Source organism: Cellulomonas biazotea, assembly GCF_004306155.1.
Lineage (GTDB): Bacteria > Actinomycetota > Actinomycetes > Actinomycetales > Cellulomonadaceae > Cellulomonas > Cellulomonas biazotea.
This window is the reverse complement of record NZ_BIMR01000007.1, coordinates 32,587-55,744: the sequence shown is the minus strand read 5'-3', so window position 1 is coordinate 55,744 and position 23,158 is coordinate 32,587. Positions and strand designations below refer to the sequence as shown.

The following is a 23,158-nucleotide window of genomic DNA, read 5'->3' as shown; positions in this document are numbered from 1 at the left end:
GGGGGGGGGGCGTCGAGGGGGCGCGGAGGTGCGTCGACGTCGAGTGTGCCGTCACTGCGGCCTGGCCGATGCCGGATTCGCCCTGGTTCGCCCGGTTGGCCGAGCGGTGGTCCACCGGGAGCAACCTGCGGGTGAACGTCCGGCCGGTCGGCCCGTCCGCACGGCGTCCCGGTGAATCACCGTGCCGGTGGCCTGACCGGTCCGGCAGAGTCACGGCCGTGACCGCGCCCGTGCCGTACCGCCCGCTCCCGCTCGACCTCGCGGACGTCCGGTACGCCCACGGCCCCGACTCCGAGCGCCGGCCGGACGTCCCGGCCGGGAAGACGACCGAGGTGACGCTGACGACCAGCGCGATCTACCCGGGGACGTCGCGGAAGGTCTGGGTCCACGTCCCCGCGGGGTGCGACGCATCCGTCCCGGCGGCGCTGCTGGTCGTCAACGACGGCTGGTGGTACCTCGACCCCGCGGGTGAGGTGCGGGGCGGGGTCGTCCTCGACAACCTCGTGCACCGCGGCGAGATCCCGTGCACGATCGGCGTCTTCGTCGACCCGGGGGTCGTCGTCGGGAGCCCCCGGCCGAAGAACCGCAACGTCGAGTACGACGCCTTCGACGACCGCTACGTGACGTTCCTGCTCGACGAGGTCGTCCCGCTCGTCACCGCGCCGTACGCGGTCACGGACGACCCCGAGCGGTGGGTGGTCTGCGGCGGGAGCAGCGGCGGCAACGCGGCGTTCACGGCTGCCTGGCTGCGCCCCGACCGGTTCCGGCGGGTCGTCGCGTACCTGTCGAGCTTCGCGCAGATGCCCGGGGGCAACCCGTACCCGGACCTCGTCGCGCGCGCGGACCGCAAGCCGCTGCGGGTGTTCCTGCAGGCGGCGCACCGGGACCTCGGCTGGGACGCGCCGACGCGGAACTGGTTCGCGGAGAACCTGCGGGTGGCCGCCGCGCTGGCCGAGGCGGGGTACGACCTGCGGCTCGTCGTCGGCGACGGCGGGCACAGCCCGAACCACGGGGGCGTGCTGCTCCCCGACGCGCTGCGGTGGGCGCTGGGCGGGGTGGCGGCGGCGGCCGCGCCGATCACGCCTCCGAGGACCGGAACCCCGTCGGCCGGATGACGCGGGCCGGGACGCCCGCGACGACGGTGTCGGCGGGGACGTCTTTCGTGACGACCGCCCCCGCGCCGACGACCGCGCCGTCGCCGATCGTCACGCCGGGGACGACGGTCACGGCGGCACCGAGCCACACCGAGCGGCCGATGACGACCGGTGCGGGGACCATGTCGCCGCGCCGTGCCGGGTCCATCGCGTGGTTGAGCGTGACGATCGTGCAGCCGTGGCCGACGAGCGTCCCGTCGCCGATCGTGATGCCCCCGGCGTCCTGGAACCGGCAGCCCATGTTGACGAACACGTCCGTGCCGAGCGTGAGGTTCTTGCCGAACTCGCAGTGGAACGGGGGGAAGAGGGCGACGGACGGGTCGACGGGCCGGCCGGTCAGCCGGGCCAGCAGGGCGCGGACCTCGTCGGGCGTCCGGAAGCCGGTGTTGAGCTCGGCGGTCACCCGCAGCGCCTCCTGGGCGGCCTCGTGGAGGAAGGCGTGCTGAGGGGAGCCGGCCTCGATGACCGCGCCCCGGCGCACGTGGTCGAGGAAGTCCTGCAGGTCCATCACCGCTCCCGTCCGTGGTCGTGCGCGCGGCAGCCGCCGGCAGTCATCCGGCGACCGGCGGTGCGTCGGTGGTGACCGGGTCGGCCGCCCACGACGCGAGCAGGCGCAGGCGCTCGGCCGACGGCGACCCCGGCTCGGCGGTGTAGACGAGCAGCACCTGACCGGGCTCGGCGGTGATCGCGAGCTCCTCGTAGGCCAGGGTCAGGTCGCCGACCACGGGGTGGTGGAACCGCTTGGTGCCGGACCCGTGCGTCCGGACGTCGTGCGCGCCCCACAGCCGGCGGAACGTCTCGCTCCGGGTGGAGAGCTCGCCGACGAGGTCCTGCAGGCCCTTGTCGTGCGGGTCCCGGCCGGCCTCGGCGCGCATGATCGCGACACACATCTCCGCGAACAGGTCCCAGTCCGGGTAGAAGTCGCGTGCCACGGGGTCGAGGAACTGGAACCGGGCGAGGTTCGGGGTGCGGCCGCCGTCGCCGATGACGGGCGAGTAGAACGCCCGCCCCAGCGCGTTGGTCGCGAGCAGGTCCTGACGCTGGTCGCGCACGAACGCGACACCGTCCGTGATCGCGGACAGCGCCCACTGCAGGCCTGGCCGGGGTGCCGACGACCGTGCCGTCCGGCGGCGGGGCCGGCCCGACGACGGGACGCCGTCGGCCGCGCGGGCCAGGTCGAACAGGTGCGCACGCTCGGTGTCGTCGAGCTGCAGCGCCCGCGCGACGGCGTCCAGGACCGACGCCGACGCCCCGCCGATCGCGCCCCGCTCGAGCTTCGCGTAGTACTCGACGCTCACCCCGGCGAGGATCGCGACCTCGCTGCGCCGCAGCCCCGGCACGCGCCTGTTCGCCCCGCCGACGACACCCGCCGCCTCGGGGCTCACCTTCGCGCGCCGCGACATGAGGAACTCGCGCACGTCCGCCCGGTTGTCCATGCTCCCGACGGTAGGCCGGTCGGCGCCCGCGAGGGAGGCCACGGCGAGGGGTGTACCGCGGGTACACCGCTCGACAGGGACTCCCCGTCGCTCCGGCGGTCCTGTTCCGTGGAGGTCATGAGCGAACGAGAGAACACCATGCGGGCCGTCGTCATGTACGCGTCCGGCGACGTCCGCGTCGACCGCACCCCCCGCCCGACGATCGTCGAGCCGACCGACGCGATCGTCCGGCTCGCCGCGACCTGCATCTGCGGGTCCGACCTGTGGCCCTACCGCGGCACCGACCACGTCGACCACCAGCCGATGGGCCACGAGTACGTGGGCGTCGTCGACGAGGTCGGCTCGGCCGTCGAGAACGTGCAGGTCGGCGACTTCGTCGTCGGGTCGTTCTTCGCGTCCGACAACACCTGCGAGATCTGCCGGGCCGGCTACCAGACGCACTGCGTGCACCGGCAGCCCGGCGCCCAGCCCGGCGCCCAGGCCGAGTACGCCCGCATCCCGCTCGCCGACGGCACGCTCGTCGCGACGCCCGGCACGCCCGACCCCGACCTGGTCCCGTCGCTGCTCGCGGCGTCCGACGTCCTCGGCACCGGTTGGTTCGCGGCCGTCGCCGCCGAGGTCGGTCCGGGCAAGACCGTCGCGGTCGTCGGGGACGGCGCCGTCGGCCTGCTCGGGGTGCTCGCCGCGAAGCAGCTCGGCGCGGAGCGGATCATCGCGATGTCCCGCCACGCCGACCGCCAGGCCCTGGCCCGTGACTTCGGGGCGACCGACGTCGTCGAGGAGCGCGGCGACGCGGGCGTCGCCCGCATCAAGGAGCTCACCGGCGGCCTCGGCGCGCACTCGACCATCGAGGCCGTCGGCACGCAGGAGTCGATGATGCAGGCCATCCGCGCCACCCGAGCCGGCGGGCACGTCGGGTACGTCGGTGTCGCGCACGACGTCGCGCTGCCCGGGGAGGAGATGTTCTTCTCCGGCGTCCACCTGCACGGCGGGCCCGCGCCCGTGCGCCGCTTCCTGCCTGAGCTCATCAAGCTCATCTGGGACCGCGAGATCGACCCGGGCAAGGTCTTCGACCTCACCCTGCCGGTCGAGCAGGCCGCCGAGGGCTACCGGGCGATGGACGAGCGCCGCGCCACGAAGGTCCTGCTGACGTTCTGACCGGCGGTGCGCCGGCGCGGCCCTGGTTCGCCCGGGCCGCGCCGCGACCCCGGCGATAGGTTCCCCTCGTGACCCGCTCCCGGCGTGCCGTCGTCGTCCCTGCCCTGGTGGTGTCGGCGGTGGTCGCGCTCGGGGGGTGTGCGGGCCGTGCCGGCTCGGCGACCGCGACGCCGACGTCCACCGGCCCGGCCGACCCCGCCGTCATCGCGGCGCGGGTCCGGCCGGCCGGGATCGCGCCGGAGCTCGTGTACGTCACCGACGTCGTCGGGTTCGACCTCGCGACGCAGTCCGTCGGGGTGGTCGGCGACGACGGCATGTCGGCGATCTACGTGCGGCTCGGCGGCGACGCGACCGGCACGGTGGTGCTGACGACGGGACGGACCGCCGACCCGTCGGCGGTGCCGTGCGCCGACCTGCCCGACTCCGCGGGCTCCGTCCTGCGGTGCGGGGTCCAGCGCGGCGACGCGCCCGTCGTGCACGTCCTGCTCGAGGGCGACGGGGCTGACGCCGCGACCTTGCGCGCCGCGGGCGAGGCTGTCCGGGTGCCGCGCGCGGACGAGCTCGACGCGCTCGTCGTCGACCTGCCGACACCCGGCGCACCGGTCGAGCGGGGCGACCTGCCGCCGTTCGGCGAGGGCGCCCCGGTCGACCCGCCGGCGCAGGGTGGGTGACACCGAGAGCGCGGAGCCCGAGCGTGTCGCGGCGGCGTCACCGGGTCAGGCGGCCAGGTGGAACGTCGTCGCGAAGCGGTCGAGCAGGTCGCCGCGCCCGCGCAGCACCTCGACGACGCCCGTCTCGATGGCGCGGCCCGGCGCGAGCTCGCCGGAGATGAGCCGGTGGATCGACGGTCCGGCGGCGAACGCGAGGTCGGCCGGCCCGTCGCCGCGCGTCACGACGAGCGACGGCCCGTCGACCCGGACGAGCAGCCCCGTCGGGCCGAGGTGCGCCGCGTAGGCGGTCGCGGGCAGGTCCGCCGCGACCTGCGGCCGGAAGGCGGTCCGCAGGGTGATGGCGAGCGCGTCGGGCGTGAGGACCTGCTCCTCGCGCGGGTCGCCCATCGCCTTGAAGCCCCAGGCACCGAGCGCGAGCACGACGGGCTCGAGCTCGCGGCCGTAGGGCGTCAGCTCGTAGACGATGACGCGCGAGCGCGGCGCACGGCGCAGGATGCCGGCCTCCTGCAGCTCCTTGAGCCGCGCCGCGAGGATGTTGCTCGGGATGCGGGGGAGGCCCGCGGCGAGCTCGCCGTAGCGGCGCGGCCCGACGAGCAGGTCGCGGACGATGAGCAGGGCCCAGCGCTCGCCGACGAGCTCGAGGGCGCGGGTGATCCCGCAGTACTGCCCGTAGTCGCGTGCGGCCATCGGCCTCAGGCCTGCTGGCTCGCGAAGGCCTCGGGCCCCTGCTCGGCGGCACTCGGGTCCATCCAGCCGAACTCGAGGACGTTGCCGTCGGGGTCGGTGAGCCCGCGCTGGTACATGAAGCCGTAGTCGGACGCGGGGCGCGGCTCGGCGCCACCCGCGACGAGGCCGGCGGCGACGGTCGCGTCGACGCTGTCCCGGCTGTCGAGGAAGACGGCGGTCGACACCGACGGGCTGACCGCGGGGTCACCGAGGGGCAGGTCGGTGAAGGTCTGGAAGTACTCGCGGGTGAGCAGCATGAACGCGCTGTGGTCCTCCTCGACGACGACGCAGGCCGCGTTGTGGTCGGTGAAGAGCGGGTTGATGGTGAACCCGAGCGCCGTGTAGAAGGCCTTGGCGCGCTCCAGGTCGGTCACGGGCAGGTTGACGAACATCGCGGTCATGGTGCGCTCCCTCGTGTGCTCCGGACTGCTGACAGGAGCCACGCTTGCAAAAAACAAGTGGGGCGTCAAGACCCGCAGCGCGCACGGAGCGTGGCGACGCCCGGGCCGGACAGGTCGTCGCAGAACGCGGCCCGGCCCGCGACCGCCATCGTCAGCGCGAGCGTCGACCCGCGGACGACGTCCCCGTCCGCGTCACCGGCCCGGAACGGCCCGTCCGTCGCCTCGACCCGCAGCCCCCGGATCGCCGCCCGGCCGTCGACCGTGACGTCCCGACCCACGAACAGCTCGGCCACGTGCGTCACCACGTCCACCGGCGGGGCGCCCGTCAGCCCCAGCGGGCGGCGGACGTCCTGGCCGTGCACCACGACCTCGCCCAGCCACGCCGCGACCGGCCCCGGCGGCGCCGTCGTGCTCGCGACGACCGACCGGAAGCGCGCCAGCGTCTCCGCCGGGCCGGCACCGCGCTGCTCCGCGAGACGCCGGTCGTTGTGCGCCGCGAAGTCGAACCGCGCCCCCACGACGCTCCGGAACCACGCGGCCCGGCCGTGGCTCGCCCCCGCCGTGAGGTGCGCGACGACGTCCTGCACCGACCACCCCGCGCACAGCGACGGCTGCGCCCACCGGTCGTCGGTCAGCGTCGCCAGGTCGTCCGCGAGCGCCGCTCGCTCGGCGTGCACGGCGGTCCACAGGGGGTCATGGTCGCGGCTCATGGGCGAGAGCCTGCCAGCAGCCCCGGACACCGGGGCGATCATGCGCCGACCGCCCCGACGGACGGAGGGTGCAGGCGGATCGGCATCACCAGCCCGACGTCATGTGGGCGGTCTGCCGGGGAGACGTTGAGCGCGGACCGCTCGTCGAGGGTCAGGGCGACGTGCTCGGCACGTGCCGCACGGACGGCGTCGAGCAGGAACGTCCGCGAGAAGCCGAGGGCGTCACCGACCCGCGGCTCGGACAGCTCCACCTCGCCCCCGTCGAGACGCACGACCACGACGTCGGCGGCCTCGGTGGCGGTCGCCACCAGCAGGTCGGTCGCCACGGTCACACCGCGTGACCCGCCGGCCCGCAGCAGCCGCTCGTAGGCGGGGTACGCCGCGACGAGCGGCTGCCCCCGGACTCCGAGGACGTCCAGCACGTCGGGGCCGAGCACGACCGGACCGGACGCGGGCGGCGAGGCGGACTCCAGCCCGTCGAGCAGGGCGAGGGGCGCGACGACCCTGGCGCTCGGCCCGGAGCGTTCCCGGACAGGGACGGTCGCGACCGCGATACGGAAGCCGTCGCAGCCGACGAGCCGGAGCGTGGCCCCGTCGAGGTGGAGCAGCACTCCGGCCAGCCCCGGCCAGGCGGGTGTGGCGCCGACCGCGTGGCGGACCGCCGCGACGGCCGCGACGAGCTCGGCGGTGATGACGGTGCCGCGGGCGGGTCCCGCCAGGAGGTCCGTGGCCGCGTCGAGGTGCGAGGACGCCGCGACCAGGTCCTCCTCGAGTCGCCGACGGTGCCGGGCGAGGACCTCGTGCGCGTCGTCGGGTGCCGTGAGGACGGCGACGAGGTCGGCGACCGGCAGCCCGGCCCGGCGCAGGCGGGCGATCAGCAGGGCCGTGTGGACCTGCGACGAGGTGTACCGGCGGTACCCGGTCACCGGGTCGACGTGCGCGGGTCGCAGCACCCCGGCGGCGTCGTAGAACCGCAGCGCGGTGACGGGAAGGTCGCCGACGCGAGCGAAGGCCCCGATGCTGAGCAGGTCGTCGTTCACGGGGCCACTGTGAACCCTCGACCGGCGTGAGGGTCAAGCCCGGGCGGTCACCTCGTCAGGCGCGCCACCCACGCCCTTCGCGGACGTCGCCGCGCTCCCCGGCGCACCTGCGGACCAGATCCCGAGGGAGGCCAGGCCCGCTGCGGTCACCCCGAGGGCCCACGGCGTCGACGTGCGCTCCGCGAGTGCGCCGAGCGCGGCGCTCGTGACCATCACGGGCACCACCTGGACCAGCCCGACGAGCGCCTGCACGCGGGCGAGGTGCGTCCGCGGGGCACTGCCGAGGACGACTGGCGCCAGCCGGGAGACGACCACGCCGTTCCCCACCCCGAACGCCAGCGCGCCGACGACCGAGACGGCGACGGCCGACGGGCTGCCTGCCGTCGGCCCGGCTGCGAGGACCGCAGCCCCGGCCGCACTCATGACGAGCGCACCGCGCAGGCCCGCGTGGGCGCGAGCCCGACGCCGAGCCGCGAACCAGGCCGCACCGATGACCCCGCCCCCGACCGCGCCGGCGACCGCGCCCGTCTCGACCGGCCCCCAGCCGGCCGCCCGGCCCAGCAAGGGGACGAGCAGCGACGGGACGGGCACCATGAGAGCCGCAGCAGCCCCCACGAGGACGAGCGCACCGCGCAGCCTGGGGACCTGGGCGACGACCCGCAGCCCGCCGACGAGGTCGAGCCGCCGCCTGTCCGCAGCGGCGGACTCCACAGGGCCGGACCGCTCCCGCACGGCGACCAGGACGCACAGCCCGATGCCGAGCAGGACCGCGTCTCCCCAGGCGACCGCCGCGAGGCCGAACCCGCCGACCAGGGCACCGCCGAGCGGCGCGGCGGTCAGCAGCACCGCCTGACCCAGACCCTGGCGCACGGCGAGCGCACGGGAGAGCTGGTCGTCCGGGACCAGCCGACGTGGCATGGAGCCGGTGGCCGGCAGGCAGAACGCGGACACCGTGCCGAGCGCCAGAGACGACGCGAGGAGGAGCCACGTCGGGGCGCCGAGTCGTGCGAGCGCGGCGGCGAGCGCGACCGTGAGCACGAGGAGGGCCGACTCCCCGGCGAGGAGGAGGCGTCGCGCACCGAGGTGATCGGCAACCGCACCGCCGACGACCAGGAGGATGACGCGGGGCAGGGCGCCGACGCCGAGGACGAGCGCCGCCGTCGTCCCGCCGTGACCCGACGCCGCCCAGCCGAGCGCGAAGGTCAGCACGGCATCGCCGAGCCGCGCGATCGTGGTACCGGACAGCCAGACGAGGTAGGGGCGGGGGAGCGCCAGGGCAGGGGCGTCGACGAGGGGCATGGCGGCACGCTCGCGTCTCGACCCGGTCGAGGGTCAACGCCGTGCGGAGCCCCGCACGGCAGCGGCTACCGCGGGCGGGTCACCACTGCGAGCGGACGTAGTCCTTGAGGAAGCAGCCGTACAGGTCCTCGCCGGCCTCGCCGCGCACGATCGGGTCGTAGACCCGTGCCGCCCCGTCGACCAGGTCGAGCGGCGCGTGGAAGCCCTCCTCGGCGAGCCGCACCTTCGTGTGGTGCGGGCGCTCGTCGGTGATCCACCCGGTGTCGACGGCCGTCATGAGGATGCCGTCGGTCAGCATCTCCGCCGCGCTCGTGCGCGTCAGCATGTTGAGCGCGGCCTTGCTCATGTTCGTGTGCGGGTGCCCCGGACCCTTGTACCCACGGGAGAACACGCCCTCCATCGCGGACACGTTGACGATGTACGTGCGCCGCGCGGGCGACGCGGCCAGCGCGGGGCGCAGGCGGCTGACCAGCAGGAACGGCGCCGTCTGGTTGCAGAGCTGGACCTCGAGGAGCTCCATCGGGTCGACCTCGTCGACGGTCGCGACCCAGCTGTTCGTCGTCGCGACGTCGGGGATGAGCCCGCCGGCGTCGATCGACGTGCCCGCGACGAGCCGCTCCAGGCTCGCGGCCTGCGCGGTGAGCGACTGCGCGACGAGGTCGTCGGCGGCGTGCGCCGCGCGCTCGATGGCGAGCGACGGGCTGGACAGCTCGCTGACCGACCCGGCGAGGGCGCGCGGGTGCGCGTCGCTCGTGTGCCCGAACGTCGTGATCATCCGGTCCGCCTCGGCGGGCAGCGGCGCCTGCTCGGCGTCTGCGAGGCGCGAGTACGCCCCGGGCGAGCGGCGCACGGTCTGCGCGGCGTTGTTGATGAGGACGTCCAGCGGGCCCTGCGCGGCGACGTGGTCCGCGAGCGACACGACCTGCGCCGGGTCGCGCAGGTCGATGCCGACGACGTGCAGCCGGTGCAGCCAGTCGCCCGCGTCCTCCATCGCGCTGAACCGGCGGACCGCGTCGCGCGGGAACCGGGTCGTGATCGTCAGGTCCGCGCCGTCGCGCAGCAGCCGCAGCGCGATGTACATCCCGATCTTCGCGCGGCCGCCCGTGAGCAGCGCCCGGCGACCCGTGAGGTCCGTGCGGGCGTCACGCTTCGCGTGGTGCAGCGCCGCGCAGTCCGGGCAGAGCTGGTGGTAGAACGCGTCGACGACCGTGTAGTCGTCCTTGCAGACGTAGCAGGCCCGCGCGCGCAGCAGCACCCCGGCGGTCGCGCCGGTCGCCGCGGACGTCAGCGCCACGCCGTTCGTCTCGTCGTCGATCCGCCCCGGGCTCCCGGTCGCGGTCGCCGCGACGACCGCCGCGTCGGCCTCCGCGACCAGGCGCCGCTTCTCGTCCCGGCGGTGCTTCTTCGCCGCCTTGAAGAGCGCCGACGCCGCACGCCGGGCGGCCGCGTGCTGCGGGTGCGTCTGGGGCAGCACGGCGACCTGGTCGACGACCCGCAGGAACGCTGCGAAGTCGGCGGAGGAGACCCCGGGGGCCTCGGTGGCCGAGTCGTCGGGGGTGTCGCCGGGGTGCTGCACCGGCGTGGTCGTCTGCGCGCTCATGCGCCGTTCCGTCCTGCGGGGGGAGGGCCGTCGCGGTCTCGCGCGCCCGGAAGATGGTACGCAACCCGCCGCGACGGCGACGCACCTGATCACGACGGACCGCGATGATCGGGTCCCGCGGCACCCGCGGACGTCAGGGTGGACGGCGGAAGGGAGCACCGTGATCGCCTGGCTCAACCGGCTCGTGGACCTCGTCGAGGAGAGCCTCACCGAGGACCTCGACGTCGACCGTCTCGCCGCCGCGCTCGGCACGACCGAGTACCACCTGCGCCGCATGTTCTCCACGCTGGCCGGGATGCCGCTCTCGGAGTACGTGCGCCGCCGGCGGATGACGGTCGCGGCGGCCGACGTCCTGCGCGGGTCCGACGACCTGCTGGGCGTCGCCGTCCGGTACGGGTACGGCTCGGCCGAGGCGTTCGGCCGGGCGTTCCAGTCGGTGCACGGCGTGAGCCCGGGTCAGGCCCGGCGCGACGGAGGGCCCTTCCGCAGCCAGCCCACCCTCAGGTTCCGCCTGACCGTCGAAGGAGCAAGCCCCATGGACGTCCGACTCGTCACCCGCCCCGCGTTCCGCCTCGTCGGGCACGCCGCCCGCGTCCCGCTCGTCCACGAGGGCGTCAACGCCGCGATCCAGCAGCACGTCACGTCGCTGCCGCCGCAGGAGCACCAGCGTCTCAAGGACCTGGGCGACGCCGAGCCGCACGGCCTGCTCGCCGTCAGCGCCGACCTCGACCCCGACCGCCGGGAAGGCACCGACCTGACCTACCTGCACGGCGTCGCCGTCAGCGACTCGGCGGAGGTCCCGGGCGACCTCGACGTCCTCGACGTGGACGCCGGCACGTGGGCCGTGTTCCGCGCCTCCGGCCCGTACCCGCAGACCCTGCAGACGGTGTGGGCCGCGACCGCGACCGAGTGGTTCCCGTCGAACCCGTGGCGCCTGCGGCCCGGCCCCGAGGTGGTCGCGGTCGTCGACCGCGCGGACGACTTCAGCACCGCGACGGTCGAGCTCTGGCTGCCGGTCGAGGCCGACTGACGCGTACCCGCGTCGGGGGGCGGGGCGCTGGCAGCATGGGAGGCATGACTCGGTCGACCGTCACCGCTGCCGCCGCTCCCGCCGCGATCGGCCCCTACTCGCACGCCGCGACCGGCGGTGGACCGCTGTTCCTGTCCGGCCAGACGCCCATCGACCCCGCGACCGGCCGCCTGGTCGACGGGGACGTCACGGTGCAGACGCGGCGCGTCCTCGACAACCTCGAGGCGGTCCTGCGGGCCGCGGGCGGGACCCTGGCCGACGTCGTGAAGGTGAACGTCTACCTCACGTCGATGGACGACTTCGCGGCGATGAACGCGGCGTACGCGGAGGCGTTCACCGAGCCGTTCCCGGCGCGCACGACGGTCGCGGTCGCGGGGCTGCCGCTCGGTGCGCGGGTCGAGATCGAGGCCGTCGCCGCGATCGGGGCGTGAACGCCCGCTGCTAGGGTCGTGGGCACCGTGCGAGAGAAGAAGGAGGTGGGACCCGTGAGCTCGATGTCGACCTGGGTGCTCCCCTCCGGGGTCACGGTCGGACGCTAGGTCGTCCGGGAGCGCCACCCTGCAGCGCTCCCGAAAGGCACGACCATGCACCTCACCTCCGAGCACCTCCACGACGACGGCGTCCTCGAACGCGACTTCACCGTCGGCGAGATCCCCGGCACGCTGTGGACGCCCGCGTCCACGCCCGCACCCCTGCTCCTCATGGCCCACAACAACGGCCTGCCCCGGACCGACGCGCGGCTCGTCGCGCGGGCCCGGTTCCACGCCGCCGAGCTCGGCTACGCGGTGGCGTCCGTCGACGCCGCCGGGTGCGGGGACCGTCCCCGGTCGGCCGCGCAGGAGCACGCGCGCGCCGAGTTCCGCCGCGCGATGCAGTCCGGCGGGCCGAGCGACGAGGTCTTCGAGACCTTCATCGGCCCGCTGGTCGAGCAGGCCGTCCCGGACTGGCGGACCGCGCTCGACGCCCTGCTCGCGCTGCCCGAGGTCGACGGCCCGGTCGGGTACTCCGGGTGGGCGGCCGTCGGCATCCGGCTGGCGGTGAGCGAGCCGCGCATCGCGGCCCTCGGCCTGTTCGCCGGGGGCTACGTGCCTCAGGCCCAGCGCGAGGAGGCCCGGCAGGTCACCGCGCCGCTGCTGCTCCTGCTGCAGTGGGACGACGAGGGGAACCCGCGCGAGCGGGCGCTGGACCTGTTCGACGCGTTCGGCAGCACCCAGAAGACGCTGCACGCGAACCCGGGCGGGCACCTCGGCACCCCGTGGTTCGAGGCGCAGGACCAGGGCCGTTTCTTCGACCGGCACCTGCGCTGAGGGCGGCGACGGTTACGGTGCGCGCATGAGCAACCTGAACGAGGTCGGCGAGCGGGACGCGTGGCGGTGCTGGCTGTGCGACGAGCCGGTCGACCCCGACGCCTCGGTCAACTCGGACCGCGGCCCCAGCGTCGACCTCGGCGCCGCCGGGAAGTCGAAGAAGCCGGCGGCGGGCAGCGAGCGGCTCGCGCACCGGGCCTGCAACACCCGCAAGGGTGCGGTGACGCCGGTCGTGCCGTGGTCGCCCGACCTGTTCGTCGTCGACCCGGCGCCGATCGTCCCGACCGTGGAGCGCCTGGGGCGCAAGCGGGGGCGTGAGGTCGTCGCGCGCTGCCCGAGCCGTGCGGACGCCGACCAGGCTGCCGCGTGGCTGGTCGACCGGCTCTCGCGGCTCGCCCCGGACCTGGCGGTCACGACGGACGTCGAGCCGGGTGGCGGGCAGTTCTTGCTGGTCCTGCGCACCGCCTGACGCCTGACGTCGTCGAAGGTCAGGCCGAGACCGACAGGCCCTGCAGCCAGGCCTGCCAGGCCGGCTCCTCGCGCCGGACGTAGTCGGCGGCGTCGGCGGAGAACAGGTACGCCCGCACGCCGACCGCGGCCGTGCCGTCGCCCATGTCGTGCACGAAGGCGCTGAGCATCCCGGGCACGGGCGCGGTGAGCCGGACCAGCGCGTGGCGCACGCCGACCCGCTCGACGGTGCCGGTGACGCCGCGGGCGTCGACCGCCGTGCCCTCCTCGCCGAGCCCGAGCGCGTCGTGCAGGGCGGACCAGAGCCTCGGCGTGTCGCCCGGGACCACGGCGGTGACCTCCATCTGCGTCGCCTCCTGGCCCGGGAAGTGCGCGACGTAGAGCCGCAGGTTGTCGAAGTACTGCAGCCACGCGGGGCCCATGCTGTCCCACCACGGCGCCTCCCAGTCGGCGCCCGTCCCGAAGCCGCTCGTGGTGACGCGCACGACGCACGTCCCGCCGGACTGCGCCTCGACGACGAACTCCGAGGTCAGCGGGCTGAGGGTGTCCGGGTCCTTGCCCATGAGGGCGGCCCAGTCCTCCTCGTACTCGATGCGGTGGGGCGGGTCCCACCGGGTGACGTGCCCGTCCGAGCCCATCTCCGGGCCCATCGAGAAGTGCAGGGTCCCGCCCTCGCGCTCCTCGAGCCGGGTCGGCAGGAACCAGGCGCTCATGCCCGTCGCGGTCGCGACGGCCTGCCAGACCTGCTCGGGCGTTCCGGGGACCTCGACGCTGAACTCCAGGCGGTACGGGACGTTCGTGGCGGTGCTCATGGCATCTCCTCAGGGACGGGGTGCGCGGCGACGACGAGCCGGTGCGGTCGCCCGTCGTCGTGGTGGTAGCGGGCGGCCAGGTCGAGCACCGCCGCGGTGAGGTCGTCGGCGAAGGCCGCCCGGTCGGCGGCGGAACGGAAGCCGATCTGCGTGTCGATGGTCAGCGTCGGCAGCCGCCCGCCGGACGCGCCGGCCCGGCGGGCCAGGGCGCCGACCTCGCGGACGAGCCGTCCGGCGAGCGCGACCAGGTAGCCCGCCGACAGGTGGTCGGCGCGGGCGCCGGGGTCGGCCGCGGACGCGCTGACGACGGCGGGCGACACGACGTACGACGCGGCCGACGCCCGCAGCACCCGCTCGGTCAGGCCGCCGTGCCGGCGCTCCTCGGCGAGCTCCACGAGGCCGTGCGCCTCGAGCGCCTTGAGGTGGTAGTTGACCTTCTGGCGGGTGATGCCGACCCGGGCGGCGAGCCCGGCGGCGGAGGCCGGGACGGCCAGCTCGCCGAGCAGCCGGGCCCGGACGGGGTCCAGCGCGACGGCGGCTGCGCCTGCGTCCTCGATGACCTCGACGTCCCGCATGCCACCAACGTCGCATTGACAAGAAATGTTGTCAAGAGGTGGGACGCGAACCCGCGTCGAGCGAGCGCCCTCTGCTCCTAGGCTCAGCAGCGGCGTCGACAGGAGAGGTCCCGCGCGTGCGCACCAGCATCCCGAGCCCCGACCCGTCCTGGGCGTCGTGGTCGATCGGCCCCCTGACCGTGCACGCGTACGCCCTGTGCCTGCTCGCCGGCATCGTCGCCGCCGTCTGGCTCACGTCGCGCCGCCTCACCGCCCGCGGCGGGCACGAGGGCGCCGTCGTCGACATCGCGATGTGGGCCGTCCCGCTCGGGATCGTCGGCGCGCGGGTCTACCACGTGCTCACGCACTGGGGCGACTACGTCGGGCCCGGCCACGACCTCGTGCACGTCCTCTACGTCTGGGAGGGCGGGATCGCCGTCTTCGGCTCGCTCCTCGGCGGCGCCGTCGGGGCGTGGATCGGGTGCCGTCGCGCCGGGATCCGCCTCTGGTCGTTCGCCGACGCGCTCGCGCCCGCGATGCTGCTCGCTCAGGCCATCGGCCGACTCGGCAACTGGTTCAACCACGAGCTGTTCGGACGCGCCACGACCCTGCCGTGGGGGCTGGAGATCCCGTCGAGCAACCCCGCCTTCCCGGCCGACCTGCCCGACGGCACGCTCTTCCACCCGCTGTTCCTCTACGAGGCGCTGTGGAACCTCGTCGGGATCGCCGTGATCCTGCGGCTCGAGAAGCGGTTCGGGCTGCGGTGGGGGCGTGCGTTCGGCCTCTACCTCGTCTGGTACGGCACCGCCCGCGTGTGGCTGGAGGCGCTGCGGATCGACCCCACGAGCGTCACGCCGCTCGGGCTTCCCGCCAACGTCTGGGGCGCCCTCGCGGCCGTCGCGCTCGGCGTCGGGATCGTCGTCGTCCAGGGCCGACGGCACCCCGAGCCGGAGCCGTCCGTGTACGTGCCCGGGCGCGAACCTGTCGCGACCGACCTCCCGGCGTGACGCCACCGACGAACGGGGACGACCGATGGACCTGGTGCTGTGGATCGTGGCCGGCCTCCTGGCCGCCGTCTTCCTCGCGACGGGACTGCTCAAGCTCACGCGCACCAAGGCGCAGCTCGCCGCGTCGGGGCTCGGCTGGACCGAGGACTTCGGCGCCGGGACGATCAAGGCGATCGGCGCGACGGAGGTGCTGGCCGCGCTCGGCCTGATCCTGCCCGCCGTCACCGGGATCGCCCCGGTCCTGGTCCCGCTCGCGGCGATCGGGCTCGTCCTGGTCATGGCCGGGGCGATCGTCGTGCACGCCCGGCGCCACGAGACCCCGCTGCTCGTCGCGAACGCGGTGCTGCTCGTCCTCGCCGCCTTCGTCGCGTGGGGGCGGCTCGGGCCGTACGCCTTCTGACCGGCGCACCGACCAGCCGTCGACGTCTCAGCTCGACGGCACCGCGGGCCGCAGGTCGGTCCGGCTGAAGTCCTCCCCGACGAACAGCAGCGGCTCGTCCTCCGCCGCCGCGAGCGCGTACGCGAAGCAGTCGCCGAGGTTCAGCCGCGCCGGGTGTCCGCTGCCGCGCCCGAAGTCGCGGTACGCCTCCGCAGCGATCCGCGCGTGCTCGGGCGTCATCGCGACGACCTCGACGCCGAGGCGGTCGAGCAGCGCGTCGACGCGGCGGCGCTGCTGGGGGGCGCCGTTCTGGTGGACGACCGCGGCCAGCTCGACGAAGGTCGCGGCCGACATGCGGGGACGCGGGTCGGCGAGGACCGCGCGGGCGAGGTCGTCGGCGCCGGGCTCGCCCAGCAGGATCGCGACGACCGCCGACGTGTCGACGATCACCGCGGCAGGCCGTGCTCGTCGTACAGGTCCGCGTCGGCGCCGAGGATCCGCGCGCGGTCGTCCGGCGTGACCTCGGACCGGTACTCGACCAGCAGGCGCTCGACGTCGGCCCACTGCGCGTCGATCCGCCCGGCCGAGGCGAGGGCCTCGACCTCGGCGAGCCTGCGCGCGACGGCGTCCTCGACGGCGGCGGTCTGCGACTGACCTGTGAGGTCCGCGAGGCGACGGACGAGCCCGTGCGTCCGCTCGTTCTTGATGTTCAACGACACCGTGCCATTCTACCGGGGGATACGATGGTGTCTACCGTTCCACCTCGCCGTCGGAGGAGCCGGGCCGCATGCTGCTCAGCGCGGGCCGAGCGCGGCGTCGACCAGGACCTCGGCGGCCTTGCGTGCCTGGCCGGCGGCGTCGGCGCGGCCCGAGATCGCGGCGGTCGTCTGGGCGCCTTCGGCGAGCAGCGCGAGGTGCGCACCGAGCGACGCGTCGGCACCGGCCTCGACGGCGAGGCGTGCGACGTGGTCCTGGAAGGACTGCTTGTGCGCGCGGGCGGCGTCGGCGACGGCGGGTGACGTCGCGCCGAGCTCGCCGAAGGCGTTGACGAAGCCGCAGCCGCGGAAGGTGTCGTCCCGGAACCACTCCTCGAGGAAGTCGAACACGGCGAGCAGGCGCTGCCGGGGGTCGTCGAGCCCGGCGGCGGTCCGGGCGAGGCCGTCCTCCCACTGCCGGTGCCGCGACGCGAGGACGGCGAGGACGAGCTGCTCCTTGCCGGGGAACTCGGCGTAGAGGCGCTTGAGGGAGACGCCGGCGGCGGTCCGGACCTCGTCCATCCCGACGGCGTTGATGCCGCGGGCGTAGTAGAGCGCGTCGGCGGTCGAGACGATCCGCGCGCGCGTCTCGTCCGTCTGCTCGGTCACGTCGACCATGGTCCACCGTCCTCCGCCGGGGTGTCGCCCGGTGTTCACGCCCGGCCCCTTGCGCCGAGAACGTGCGTTCTCTACTGTAGGCCACACAGCCGGAGAACGCTCGTTCTCCACCGGATGACAAGGGGCACGTCATGGGTCGCATCACGGTCGGCACGGAGAACTCGGTCGACATCGAGCTGCACTACGAGGACAAGGGCACCGGCCAGCCCGTCGTCCTCATCCACGGCTTCCCGCTCGACGGCAACTCCTGGGAGGGGCAGACGGCCGCGCTCCTCGACGCGGGCTACCGCGTCATCACCTACGACCGCCGCGGCTTCGGCCAGTCCAGCCAGCCGTCCGTCGGCTACGACTACGACACCTTCGCGGCCGACCTCGACACGGTCCTGACGACGCTCGACCTGCACGACGTCGTCCTCGTCGGCTTCTCGATGGGCACCGGCGAGGTGGCGCGCTACCTCGGCACCTACGGCTCGGCCCGCGTCGCCAAGGCCGCGTTCCTCGCGTCGCTCGAGCCCTTCCTCACCAAGACCGAGGACAACCCCGAGGGTGCGGTCCCGGCGTCCTTCTTCGAGGACGTCGCCGCGAGCGTCCGCAAGGACCGGTACGCCTACTTCACGGGCTTCTACCAGGACTTCTTCAACCTCGACGAGAACCTGGGCACCCGCATCAGCGAGGAGCAGGTGCGCCACGCCTGGGACGTCGCCGCCGGCTCCGGCTCGGTCGCCTCGGCCGCCGCGCCGCTCACGTGGGGCACGGACTTCCGCGCCGACATCCCCAAGGTCGACGTGCCCGCCCTCATCCTGCACGGCACGGGCGACCGCATCCTGCCCGTCGACGCCACCGCCCGCCGCTTCACGCAGGCGCTGCCGTCCGCCGAGTACGTCGAGATCGAGGGTGCGCCGCACGGCCTGCTGACCACCCACACGGCCGAGGTCAACGAGGCGCTGCTCGCGTTCCTCGCCCGCTGACCCATCCGGCGGCCGAGTGCCGCCCTCGGTCGCCCGTCCCGGGGCCGGCGACTGAGGGCGGCGTTCAGCGCGCGACGACCACCAGCTCGTTGCCCTCGGGGTCGGCGACCCGCCAGCGCCCCTCCGCCTCGTCGAGGAGCCGGCCGCCCGCCGCGAGGGCCGTGGCGAGGCGTGCCGGCGCGACGTTCGACGGCACGGCGAGCTCGAGGTGGATCCGGTTGCGCTGCTGCCGCCGTTCGGTCTCCGCGAGGTCGACGTCCTGGAACATCAGCACCGGGTTGAGCCGACGCGGGTCGACGACGTCGGTGAGCCCGGCGCGCCGGTCGTGCGCGTACCCGAGCGCGGCGACCCAGAACGCGCGGACCGCGGGGATGTCGGCGGCGTCGAGCACGACCTGGACGAGGCGCGGCAGCCCCGGGTCCGCCGTGGCCCCCACGTCGCGGGCGGCGGCCTGGAGTCGCGCGGCGAGGGCCGTGAAGTCGACGTCCAGACCGTGCGCGTCGTCCTCCCACAGGTCCTTGCCGGTGTCGAGGACGACGAGCCCGGGACGCAGGTCGACGAGCAGCGGGAACCCGGCGTCGTCGGCCAGGGCCGCCGCTGCGGCAGCCAGGTCGCGCTGCTGCTCGGTCGAGGTCGTGCGGTAGGACGCCATCGCGCCGAACACCGCCTGCCAGTCGGCCGTCTCCGCCCCGTCGCCGAGCGCACCGCCGGGCACGAGGTCGACCTCGTTGCCGTCGGCGTCGGCGTGGCAGACCCCGAACGGCCCGTACGCCTCGCCGACGTCCGCCTGCTCGACCGCCGCGGCCGGTCGCACGACGTCGAGGTGGACGCGGTTGCGCAGCGGGCGGGGCTCGGACGACGGCCGGACCTGGACCGCGGGATCGCGTCGCGACGGGTCCGCCAGACCACCGTCAACGCCGGGCGCGTAGTCCAGCACCCGCTGCCAGAACGGCGTCACCGCGGAGGGGTCCCTGGACTCGATCACGATGCCGAGGTGCTGCAGGACGGCCGGGTCCGCGGTCAGCCCGAGGTCGCGCGCGGCCGCCGACACCGCGGCGGCGTGCTGCTGCGAGCCGAGGTGCGTGTCGGGACGCACGTCGAGCCGTACCCGCACGCCCGTCGCGCGCACGTCGACCGCGGCCCCGGCCGACAGCGCCAGGACGCGCCCGGCGAGCGCGGCCCCCTCGGTCAGCGACGACGCCTCGAACCATGCCGTCGTGATGCCGTCGACCATCCGCCAGTCCGCACCGATCCCGGTCATACCGGGCACTGTAGGACCCGCCCCTGACAACCTCTCGGGCAGACGCGTCGCGTCCGTGCCGGTCTCAGCGGTACCGCTCGACGAGCGCACCGCCGATCGCGGCCAGGTGGGCGCGCACCCCGGGCGGGCCGGTCACCTCGACCCACTCGACCAGCCCGGCGAGCTCGCCCGCGAGCATGTGCTCGTCGCGCCCACGGACCACGACCTCGACGCGTCCGTCGGGCGTGCGACCTCCGACCTCGAGCCGCCCGCTGAACCCGATCCGCAGGATCCCGACCCCGTCGGGTGTGCAGAGCGCCCGAGCCTCCAGCGGTGTGCGTCGGCGGTCGACCTCGTCGGCGATCTCGCGCCAGCTCGCGGCGAGGTCGAAGTCCTCGGGCCGGTCCACGGGGTCGTCGGTGGGGTCGACGGACGACACGCGGTCGGCCCGGAAGGTCCGGCGGCCCGCGTCGGTCTGGGCGACGAGGTACCACGACGGCCCCTTGGCGACGACGCCGAGCGGGTGGACGGTCCGCCCGGTCTCGGCGCCGGTCCGGTCGACGTAGCCGAGCCGCACCTGGACGCCGCGGACCACCGCGTCCAGGAGGTCGTCGAGGAACCGGGGTGGCCGGTGCTCGGCCCCGCTCGACCCCCACCCGCGCGGGTCGACGACCGACGCCGTCGCCGCCGCCTCGGCCTGGTCCCGGAAGGGCTCGGGCAGCGCGCGGACGAGCTTGCGCAGGGCCGCCTTCACGGCCGGGGTCGCCGCCGAGGCCGGGCCGGCGACGAGGAACAGGGCGCGGGCCTCTCCCGCGGTCAGCCCGGACAGGTCGGTGCGGGCGCCTCCGACGAGCCGCCACCCGCCGCCGCGACCCGGCAGGGAGTACACGGGTACCCCGGCGGTGGACAGGGCGTCGAGGTCGCGCCGCGCGGTGCGCTCGGAGACCTCGAGCTCGCGGGCGACCTCGGCGGCCGTCACCTGCCGGCGCTGCTGCAGCAGCAGGACGAGGGCCATCAGGCGGTCTGCTCGCACCCGACGAGACTCCCAGGGAAACCGGTCAGGAGGTGACCGGTTTCGGTCGCCACGATGTGCGCCATGACCTCATCGACACGCCCTCTGGACTTCCCCCGGCCCACCCTCGTCCCCGTCGACGGCGTCACGCTCGAGGTGTTCGAAGCAGGACGTGAGAACGCCGGACGGCCGGTCGTGCTCTGCCACGGCTGGCCGGAGCACGCGTACTCGTGGCGCCACCAGGTTCCCGCGCTCGTCGCGGCGGGGTACCACGTGATCGTCCCCAACCAGCGAGGGTACGGCGGGTCGTCGCGTCCCACCGAGGTGACGGAGTACGACCTCGCGCACCTGACGGGCGACCTCGTCGGGCTCCTCGACCACTACGGCTACGCGGACGCGGTCTTCGTCGGCCACGACTGGGGCGCCTTCGTCGTGTGGGGCCTGACCCTGCTGCACCCGAGCCGCGTCCGTGCGGTGGTCAACCTGAGCCTGCCCTACCAGGAGCGCGGGGAGCGGCCCTGGGTCGAGGTCATGGGGGAGGTCCTCGGCGACGACTTCTACTTCGTGCACGTCAACCGCCGGCCGGGCGTCGCGGACGCCGTGCTCGACGAGAACCCGTACCGGTTCCTGCGGAACCTGTTCCGGAAGGACGTGCCCCCGACGCCGCCGCAGCCGGGCATGGCCCTGATCGACCTCGCGCGCGCGCAGACCCCGCTCGGAGAGCCGCTCATGGGCGACGACGACCTGGCCGTCTTCGTCTCCGCGTTCGAGTCGACCGGGTTCACGCCCGGCATCCACTGGTACCGGAACCTCGACCGCAACTGGCACCTGCTGGCCGACGTCGACCCCGTGGTCCGGCAGCCCGCGCTCATGGTCTACGGCGCCCGTGACACGGTCGCGCGGGCGGAGCGGCTGACGGAGCTCGTGCCCCGCGTGGACGTCGTCACGCTGGACACCGGGCACTGGATCCAGCAGGAGGCGCCGGAGGAGACGAACCGGCTGATCCTCGGGTGGCTGGCGGAGCTGGACGCCACGCGGAGTGCCGACCCCGCGCGCCCGCCGGCTCAGGCGTAGGCGAAGACCGGCGGGAAGACCAGCACGACGACGGCCGCCCACGCCGCGTACACGGGCAGGTAGCGGGTCTGCCAGCGCTCCAGCGCGTCGAACGTGCCTCGTGCGCGCAGGAACCGCGCCAGCAGCCAGCCGGTGCCGACCAGGTGGACGAGCAGCACCAGGTTGAGGCCCAGCGCGGCGGCCTTGTTGGCCGTCCAGCCGGCGTCGGCGATCCGCGTGACCATCGCGGTGAGCGCGACGACGTCGACCGCGAACGCCACCCCGACGAGCACGAGCTGCAGCCAGTCGAAGGCCCCGGCCGGCGCGAGCGGGTCGCGGGCGCTGATGGAGTACAGCAGCAGCGCCAGCACCAGCAGCAGGATCGCGTCCATGAGGATCAGCAGGTTGCGGTCCACGGCGGTCAGCGGACCACCGGTGAGCAGCGCGACGAAGGCCGCGACCAGCAGCACGACGGTCAGCGGGGTGAACACGCGGGTGAGGACGGGGGCCATGTTCTCGACGACGCTCTTCTTCGCCTCGACCAGCCAGGCCGCGACGAAGAACGCACCGGGCACGGCGAACGGCATGAGCCAGTCGCCGACGAAGGGCTCGATGTCGATGTCGACGACCTCGAAGGTGGCGAACAGCAGCCCGGTCAGCAGGCCGCCGCCGAGCGCGATGAGGGCGAAGTAGATGACCAGCTCGCCGGTGAACCGCACGAAGTCCATGCGGCGGGCGTGGTCGCGCCACGGCCCTCCGGTGTAGGCGACCCCGAGGAGCAGCCACAGCAGGACGGGCAGGTGGGTCGCGGTGAGCACGTACGTCATCCCGACGTCGCCGCCCGCGTCGGTGACGAACGGGTACAGGTTCACGACGACCGCGACCGCGGTGGCCAGGCCGACCAGGGCGCCGACGACCCGGCCGGGCAGCCGGCGCGACCAGGCGAAGTACGCGGCGAGGAACGGCAGGACCGCGAACGCGACGTTGAGCCCGAACGTCTCGTCGTCGAGCGCGAGGAGGGCCTTGACGGCGATCCCCGCGCCGACGGCGAGGCCGATCAGCACGCCGAGGTCGCGCCACCGCCGGTCCGCGTCCGACGTCGTCCCCGGCACGAGCACGAGCTGCTTCCAGAGCCGCTCGGAGTGCTCGCGGGCGAACTCGCGCGAGACGTCGTCGAGGTTGCCCATGCGCCTGACCGCGACGAGGAACGCCTCGTCGTCGTCGAGGCCGCCGGCCCGCAGGTCGGCGACCCGGCCGCGCAGGTTGTCCTCGAGCTCCGCGGCGTCGTCGGGCGTGATCGCCCTGCGGCGGAGCAGCCAGGTGCGCCACTGGTCGATCTGGTGCTCGAGACCCGTGTGCTCGTCGAGGGAGGCGTTCTCGCTCATGCCCACGCCACCGCCTCGTCGGGTCCCTGGACGGCGTTCCACACCTGGCGCAGCGCGTCGGCGACGACGTCCCACTGCGCCTGCCGCTGCTCGAGGGCCTCTCGTCCGGCCGCGGTCAGCGCGTAGTGCTTGCGCTTGCGCCCGGCGTCGGAGACGCCCCACCGGGCGGACACCCAGCCGTTGCGCTCGAGGCGGTGCAGCAGGGGGTAGAGCATGCCGTCGGTCCACTGCATGCGACCGTCGGACAGCTCGCCGACCCGCTTGAGGATGCCGTACCCGTGGAGGTCGCCGTCCGCGAGGATGCCGAGGACCAGCGGGGTCGCGGAGGCCGCGACCAGGTCCTTGTCGATGTGCACGCAGGCTCCCGATACCTCG

At 74.6% G+C, this 23,158-nt stretch carries 28 protein-coding genes; 11 read left to right on the top strand and 17 right to left on the bottom strand.

All coding sequences use genetic code 11. The annotated features are described in order from the left end of the window. Positions 1–218: 218 nt before the first annotated feature. A complete protein-coding gene (locus tag CBZ_RS00680; RefSeq protein WP_130779698.1) occupies positions 219–1,115 on the top strand; it encodes an alpha/beta hydrolase in 897 nt (298 codons plus the stop codon). On the opposite strand, the gene CBZ_RS00675 is transcribed toward CBZ_RS00680, so the two are convergent. Both CBZ_RS00675 and CBZ_RS00670 read right to left on the bottom strand, forming a co-directional pair. Continuing rightward, entirely contained in the window at positions 1,078–1,662 is a 585-nt protein-coding gene (locus CBZ_RS00675) for a DapH/DapD/GlmU-related protein (RefSeq protein ID WP_130779697.1), read from the bottom strand. The two genes, CBZ_RS00680 and CBZ_RS00675, sit on opposite strands and share 38 nt — an antisense overlap. Positions 1,663–1,705: 43 nt before the next feature. Then, entirely contained in the window at positions 1,706–2,590 is an 885-nt protein-coding gene (locus tag CBZ_RS00670) for a helix-turn-helix transcriptional regulator (protein WP_130779696.1), read from the bottom strand. Between the two features lie 138 nt (positions 2,591–2,728). On the opposite strand from CBZ_RS00670, the gene CBZ_RS00665 reads away from it, so the two are divergent. Further along, complete coding sequence (locus CBZ_RS00665) at positions 2,729–3,748, top strand: zinc-dependent alcohol dehydrogenase family protein (RefSeq protein ID WP_130779704.1); 1,020 nt, start codon at positions 2,729–2,731, stop codon at positions 3,746–3,748. Positions 3,749–3,816: 68 nt separating this feature from the next. After that, complete coding sequence (locus tag CBZ_RS00660; protein ID WP_130779695.1) at positions 3,817–4,419, top strand: hypothetical protein; 603 nt, start codon at positions 3,817–3,819, stop codon at positions 4,417–4,419. Between the two features lie 45 nt (positions 4,420–4,464). On the opposite strand, the gene CBZ_RS00655 is transcribed toward CBZ_RS00660, so the two are convergent. The 6 genes from CBZ_RS00655 to CBZ_RS00630 form a co-directional block, all read right to left on the bottom strand. Beyond that, the gene (locus CBZ_RS00655) at positions 4,465–5,106 is read right to left on the bottom strand and encodes a winged helix-turn-helix transcriptional regulator (protein ID WP_130779694.1); all 642 of its coding nucleotides are present in this window, start codon (positions 5,104–5,106) and stop codon (positions 4,465–4,467) included. Between the two features lie 5 nt (positions 5,107–5,111). Then, positions 5,112–5,546, bottom strand: a complete 435-nt coding sequence (locus CBZ_RS00650; protein ID WP_130779693.1) for a VOC family protein — start codon at positions 5,544–5,546, stop codon at positions 5,112–5,114. A gap of 65 nt (positions 5,547–5,611) precedes the next feature. After that, positions 5,612–6,256, bottom strand: coding sequence for a maleylpyruvate isomerase family mycothiol-dependent enzyme (locus CBZ_RS00645; RefSeq protein WP_246012920.1), 645 nt, complete (start codon positions 6,254–6,256; stop codon positions 5,612–5,614). Positions 6,257–6,294: 38 nt separating this feature from the next. Continuing rightward, positions 6,295–7,296, bottom strand: coding sequence for a DNA polymerase III subunit beta family protein (locus CBZ_RS00640; protein ID WP_130779691.1), 1,002 nt, complete (start codon positions 7,294–7,296; stop codon positions 6,295–6,297). Between the two features lie 33 nt (positions 7,297–7,329). Next, positions 7,330–8,595 carry an MFS transporter gene (locus CBZ_RS00635; protein ID WP_130779690.1) on the bottom strand — a complete coding sequence of 422 codons (1,266 nt, stop codon included), beginning with the start codon at positions 8,593–8,595 and terminating at the stop codon, positions 7,330–7,332. 79 nt (positions 8,596–8,674) lie between these two features. Continuing rightward, complete coding sequence (locus CBZ_RS00630; RefSeq protein WP_130779689.1) at positions 8,675–10,195, bottom strand: SDR family NAD(P)-dependent oxidoreductase; 1,521 nt, start codon at positions 10,193–10,195, stop codon at positions 8,675–8,677. A gap of 160 nt (positions 10,196–10,355) precedes the next feature. Between CBZ_RS00630 and CBZ_RS00625 the strand changes: the two genes are divergently transcribed. The 4 genes from CBZ_RS00625 (at position 10,356) to CBZ_RS00610 (ending at position 13,001) form a co-directional block, all read left to right on the top strand. Then, entirely contained in the window at positions 10,356–11,225 is an 870-nt protein-coding gene (locus CBZ_RS00625; RefSeq protein WP_130779688.1) for an AraC family transcriptional regulator, read from the top strand. A gap of 44 nt (positions 11,226–11,269) precedes the next feature. Beyond that, positions 11,270–11,656, top strand: a complete 387-nt coding sequence (locus CBZ_RS00620; RefSeq protein ID WP_130779687.1) for a Rid family detoxifying hydrolase — start codon at positions 11,270–11,272, stop codon at positions 11,654–11,656. Between the two features lie 153 nt (positions 11,657–11,809). Next, positions 11,810–12,532 (top strand): dienelactone hydrolase family protein, encoded by a 723-nt coding sequence (locus CBZ_RS00615; RefSeq protein WP_130779686.1) that lies wholly within the window; start codon positions 11,810–11,812, stop codon positions 12,530–12,532. A 25-nt stretch (positions 12,533–12,557) separates the two neighbouring features. Next, positions 12,558–13,001 carry a hypothetical protein gene (locus tag CBZ_RS00610; protein ID WP_130779685.1) on the top strand — a complete coding sequence of 148 codons (444 nt, stop codon included), beginning with the start codon at positions 12,558–12,560 and terminating at the stop codon, positions 12,999–13,001. Between the two features lie 19 nt (positions 13,002–13,020). On the opposite strand, the gene CBZ_RS00605 is transcribed toward CBZ_RS00610, so the two are convergent. Continuing rightward, the gene (locus CBZ_RS00605) at positions 13,021–13,812 is read right to left on the bottom strand and encodes an SRPBCC family protein (RefSeq protein ID WP_130779684.1); all 792 of its coding nucleotides are present in this window, start codon (positions 13,810–13,812) and stop codon (positions 13,021–13,023) included. Continuing rightward, positions 13,809–14,387, bottom strand: a complete 579-nt coding sequence (locus CBZ_RS00600) for an ArsR/SmtB family transcription factor (protein WP_130779683.1) — start codon at positions 14,385–14,387, stop codon at positions 13,809–13,811. Before CBZ_RS00600 ends, CBZ_RS00605 begins: the two co-directional genes overlap by 4 nt. A 116-nt stretch (positions 14,388–14,503) precedes the next feature. On the opposite strand from CBZ_RS00600, the gene lgt reads away from it, so the two are divergent. Together lgt and CBZ_RS00590 are read left to right on the top strand one after the other, a co-directional pair. Continuing rightward, positions 14,504–15,373 carry a prolipoprotein diacylglyceryl transferase gene (gene lgt / locus CBZ_RS00595; protein ID WP_130779682.1) on the top strand — a complete coding sequence of 290 codons (870 nt, stop codon included), beginning with the start codon at positions 14,504–14,506 and terminating at the stop codon, positions 15,371–15,373. A gap of 25 nt (positions 15,374–15,398) precedes the next feature. After that, positions 15,399–15,773, top strand: coding sequence for a DoxX family protein (locus CBZ_RS00590; protein ID WP_130779681.1), 375 nt, complete (start codon positions 15,399–15,401; stop codon positions 15,771–15,773). 27 nt (positions 15,774–15,800) lie between these two features. Here the strand turns inward: CBZ_RS00590 and CBZ_RS00585 are convergent, their stop codons facing one another. The 3 genes from CBZ_RS00585 to CBZ_RS00575 all read right to left on the bottom strand — a co-directional run bounded on the left by CBZ_RS00585 (position 15,801) and on the right by CBZ_RS00575 (position 17,116). After that, entirely contained in the window at positions 15,801–16,202 is a 402-nt protein-coding gene (locus tag CBZ_RS00585) for a type II toxin-antitoxin system VapC family toxin (RefSeq protein WP_130779680.1), read from the bottom strand. Beyond that, a complete protein-coding gene (locus CBZ_RS00580; RefSeq protein WP_130779679.1) occupies positions 16,199–16,471 on the bottom strand; it encodes a type II toxin-antitoxin system VapB family antitoxin in 273 nt (90 codons plus the stop codon). Before CBZ_RS00580 ends, CBZ_RS00585 begins: the two co-directional genes overlap by 4 nt. Positions 16,472–16,546: 75 nt before the next feature. Further along, positions 16,547–17,116 carry a TetR/AcrR family transcriptional regulator gene (locus tag CBZ_RS00575; RefSeq protein ID WP_373862129.1) on the bottom strand — a complete coding sequence of 190 codons (570 nt, stop codon included), beginning with the start codon at positions 17,114–17,116 and terminating at the stop codon, positions 16,547–16,549. A gap of 140 nt (positions 17,117–17,256) precedes the next feature. On the opposite strand from CBZ_RS00575, the gene CBZ_RS00570 reads away from it, so the two are divergent. Continuing rightward, positions 17,257–18,093, top strand: coding sequence for an alpha/beta fold hydrolase (locus CBZ_RS00570; RefSeq protein ID WP_130779677.1), 837 nt, complete (start codon positions 17,257–17,259; stop codon positions 18,091–18,093). A 64-nt stretch (positions 18,094–18,157) separates the two neighbouring features. Here the strand turns inward: CBZ_RS00570 and CBZ_RS00565 are convergent, their stop codons facing one another. Together CBZ_RS00565 and CBZ_RS00560 are read right to left on the bottom strand one after the other, a co-directional pair. Further along, a complete protein-coding gene (locus tag CBZ_RS00565) occupies positions 18,158–19,354 on the bottom strand; it encodes a VOC family protein (RefSeq protein WP_246012919.1) in 1,197 nt (398 codons plus the stop codon). Between the two features lie 64 nt (positions 19,355–19,418). Then, the gene (locus CBZ_RS00560) at positions 19,419–20,366 is read right to left on the bottom strand and encodes a helix-turn-helix transcriptional regulator (protein WP_130779676.1); all 948 of its coding nucleotides are present in this window, start codon (positions 20,364–20,366) and stop codon (positions 19,419–19,421) included. 63 nt (positions 20,367–20,429) lie between these two features. Between CBZ_RS00560 and CBZ_RS00555 the strand changes: the two genes are divergently transcribed. Further along, entirely contained in the window at positions 20,430–21,419 is a 990-nt protein-coding gene (locus CBZ_RS00555; protein WP_130779675.1) for an alpha/beta fold hydrolase, read from the top strand. On the opposite strand, the gene CBZ_RS00550 is transcribed toward CBZ_RS00555, so the two are convergent. Then, a complete protein-coding gene (locus CBZ_RS00550) occupies positions 21,410–22,783 on the bottom strand; it encodes a permease prefix domain 1-containing protein (protein ID WP_130779674.1) in 1,374 nt (457 codons plus the stop codon). The genes CBZ_RS00555 and CBZ_RS00550 overlap by 10 nt on opposite strands. Next, complete coding sequence (locus CBZ_RS00545) at positions 22,780–23,139, bottom strand: PadR family transcriptional regulator (protein WP_130779673.1); 360 nt, start codon at positions 23,137–23,139, stop codon at positions 22,780–22,782. Before CBZ_RS00545 ends, CBZ_RS00550 begins: the two co-directional genes overlap by 4 nt. Positions 23,140–23,158 lie beyond the last annotated feature (19 nt).

What these genes read in the sequence shown, in the direction of transcription:
- CBZ_RS00650 (WP_130779693.1), bottom strand. Translation starts at nt 5,546, where the DNA reads ATGACCGCGATGTTCGTCAACCTGCCCGTGACCGACCTGGAGCGCGCC.
- CBZ_RS00600 (WP_130779683.1), bottom strand. Translation starts at nt 14,387, where the DNA reads ATGCGGGACGTCGAGGTCATCGAGGACGCAGGCGCAGCCGCCGTCGCG.
- CBZ_RS00665 (WP_130779704.1), top strand. Translation starts at nt 2,729, where the DNA reads ATGCGGGCCGTCGTCATGTACGCGTCCGGCGACGTCCGCGTCGACCGC.
- CBZ_RS00630 (WP_130779689.1), bottom strand. Translation starts at nt 10,195, where the DNA reads ATGAGCGCGCAGACGACCACGCCGGTGCAGCACCCCGGCGACACCCCC.
- CBZ_RS00605 (WP_130779684.1), bottom strand. Translation starts at nt 13,812, where the DNA reads ATGAGCACCGCCACGAACGTCCCGTACCGCCTGGAGTTCAGCGTCGAG.
- CBZ_RS00590 (WP_130779681.1), top strand. Translation starts at nt 15,399, where the DNA reads ATGGACCTGGTGCTGTGGATCGTGGCCGGCCTCCTGGCCGCCGTCTTC.
- CBZ_RS00615 (WP_130779686.1), top strand. Translation starts at nt 11,810, where the DNA reads ATGCACCTCACCTCCGAGCACCTCCACGACGACGGCGTCCTCGAACGC.
- CBZ_RS00550 (WP_130779674.1), bottom strand. Translation starts at nt 22,783, where the DNA reads ATGAGCGAGAACGCCTCCCTCGACGAGCACACGGGTCTCGAGCACCAG.
- CBZ_RS00610 (WP_130779685.1), top strand. Translation starts at nt 12,558, where the DNA reads ATGAGCAACCTGAACGAGGTCGGCGAGCGGGACGCGTGGCGGTGCTGG.
- CBZ_RS00620 (WP_130779687.1), top strand. Translation starts at nt 11,270, where the DNA reads ATGACTCGGTCGACCGTCACCGCTGCCGCCGCTCCCGCCGCGATCGGC.
- CBZ_RS00675 (WP_130779697.1), bottom strand. Translation starts at nt 1,662, where the DNA reads ATGGACCTGCAGGACTTCCTCGACCACGTGCGCCGGGGCGCGGTCATC.
- CBZ_RS00555 (WP_130779675.1), top strand. Translation starts at nt 20,430, where the DNA reads ATGACCTCATCGACACGCCCTCTGGACTTCCCCCGGCCCACCCTCGTC.
- CBZ_RS00655 (WP_130779694.1), bottom strand. Translation starts at nt 5,106, where the DNA reads ATGGCCGCACGCGACTACGGGCAGTACTGCGGGATCACCCGCGCCCTC.
- CBZ_RS00670 (WP_130779696.1), bottom strand. Translation starts at nt 2,590, where the DNA reads ATGGACAACCGGGCGGACGTGCGCGAGTTCCTCATGTCGCGGCGCGCG.
- CBZ_RS00570 (WP_130779677.1), top strand. Translation starts at nt 17,257, where the DNA reads ATGGGTCGCATCACGGTCGGCACGGAGAACTCGGTCGACATCGAGCTG.
- CBZ_RS00565 (WP_246012919.1), bottom strand. Translation starts at nt 19,354, where the DNA reads ATGACCGGGATCGGTGCGGACTGGCGGATGGTCGACGGCATCACGACG.
- CBZ_RS00635 (WP_130779690.1), bottom strand. Translation starts at nt 8,595, where the DNA reads ATGCCCCTCGTCGACGCCCCTGCCCTGGCGCTCCCCCGCCCCTACCTC.
- CBZ_RS00645 (WP_246012920.1), bottom strand. Translation starts at nt 6,256, where the DNA reads ATGAGCCGCGACCATGACCCCCTGTGGACCGCCGTGCACGCCGAGCGA.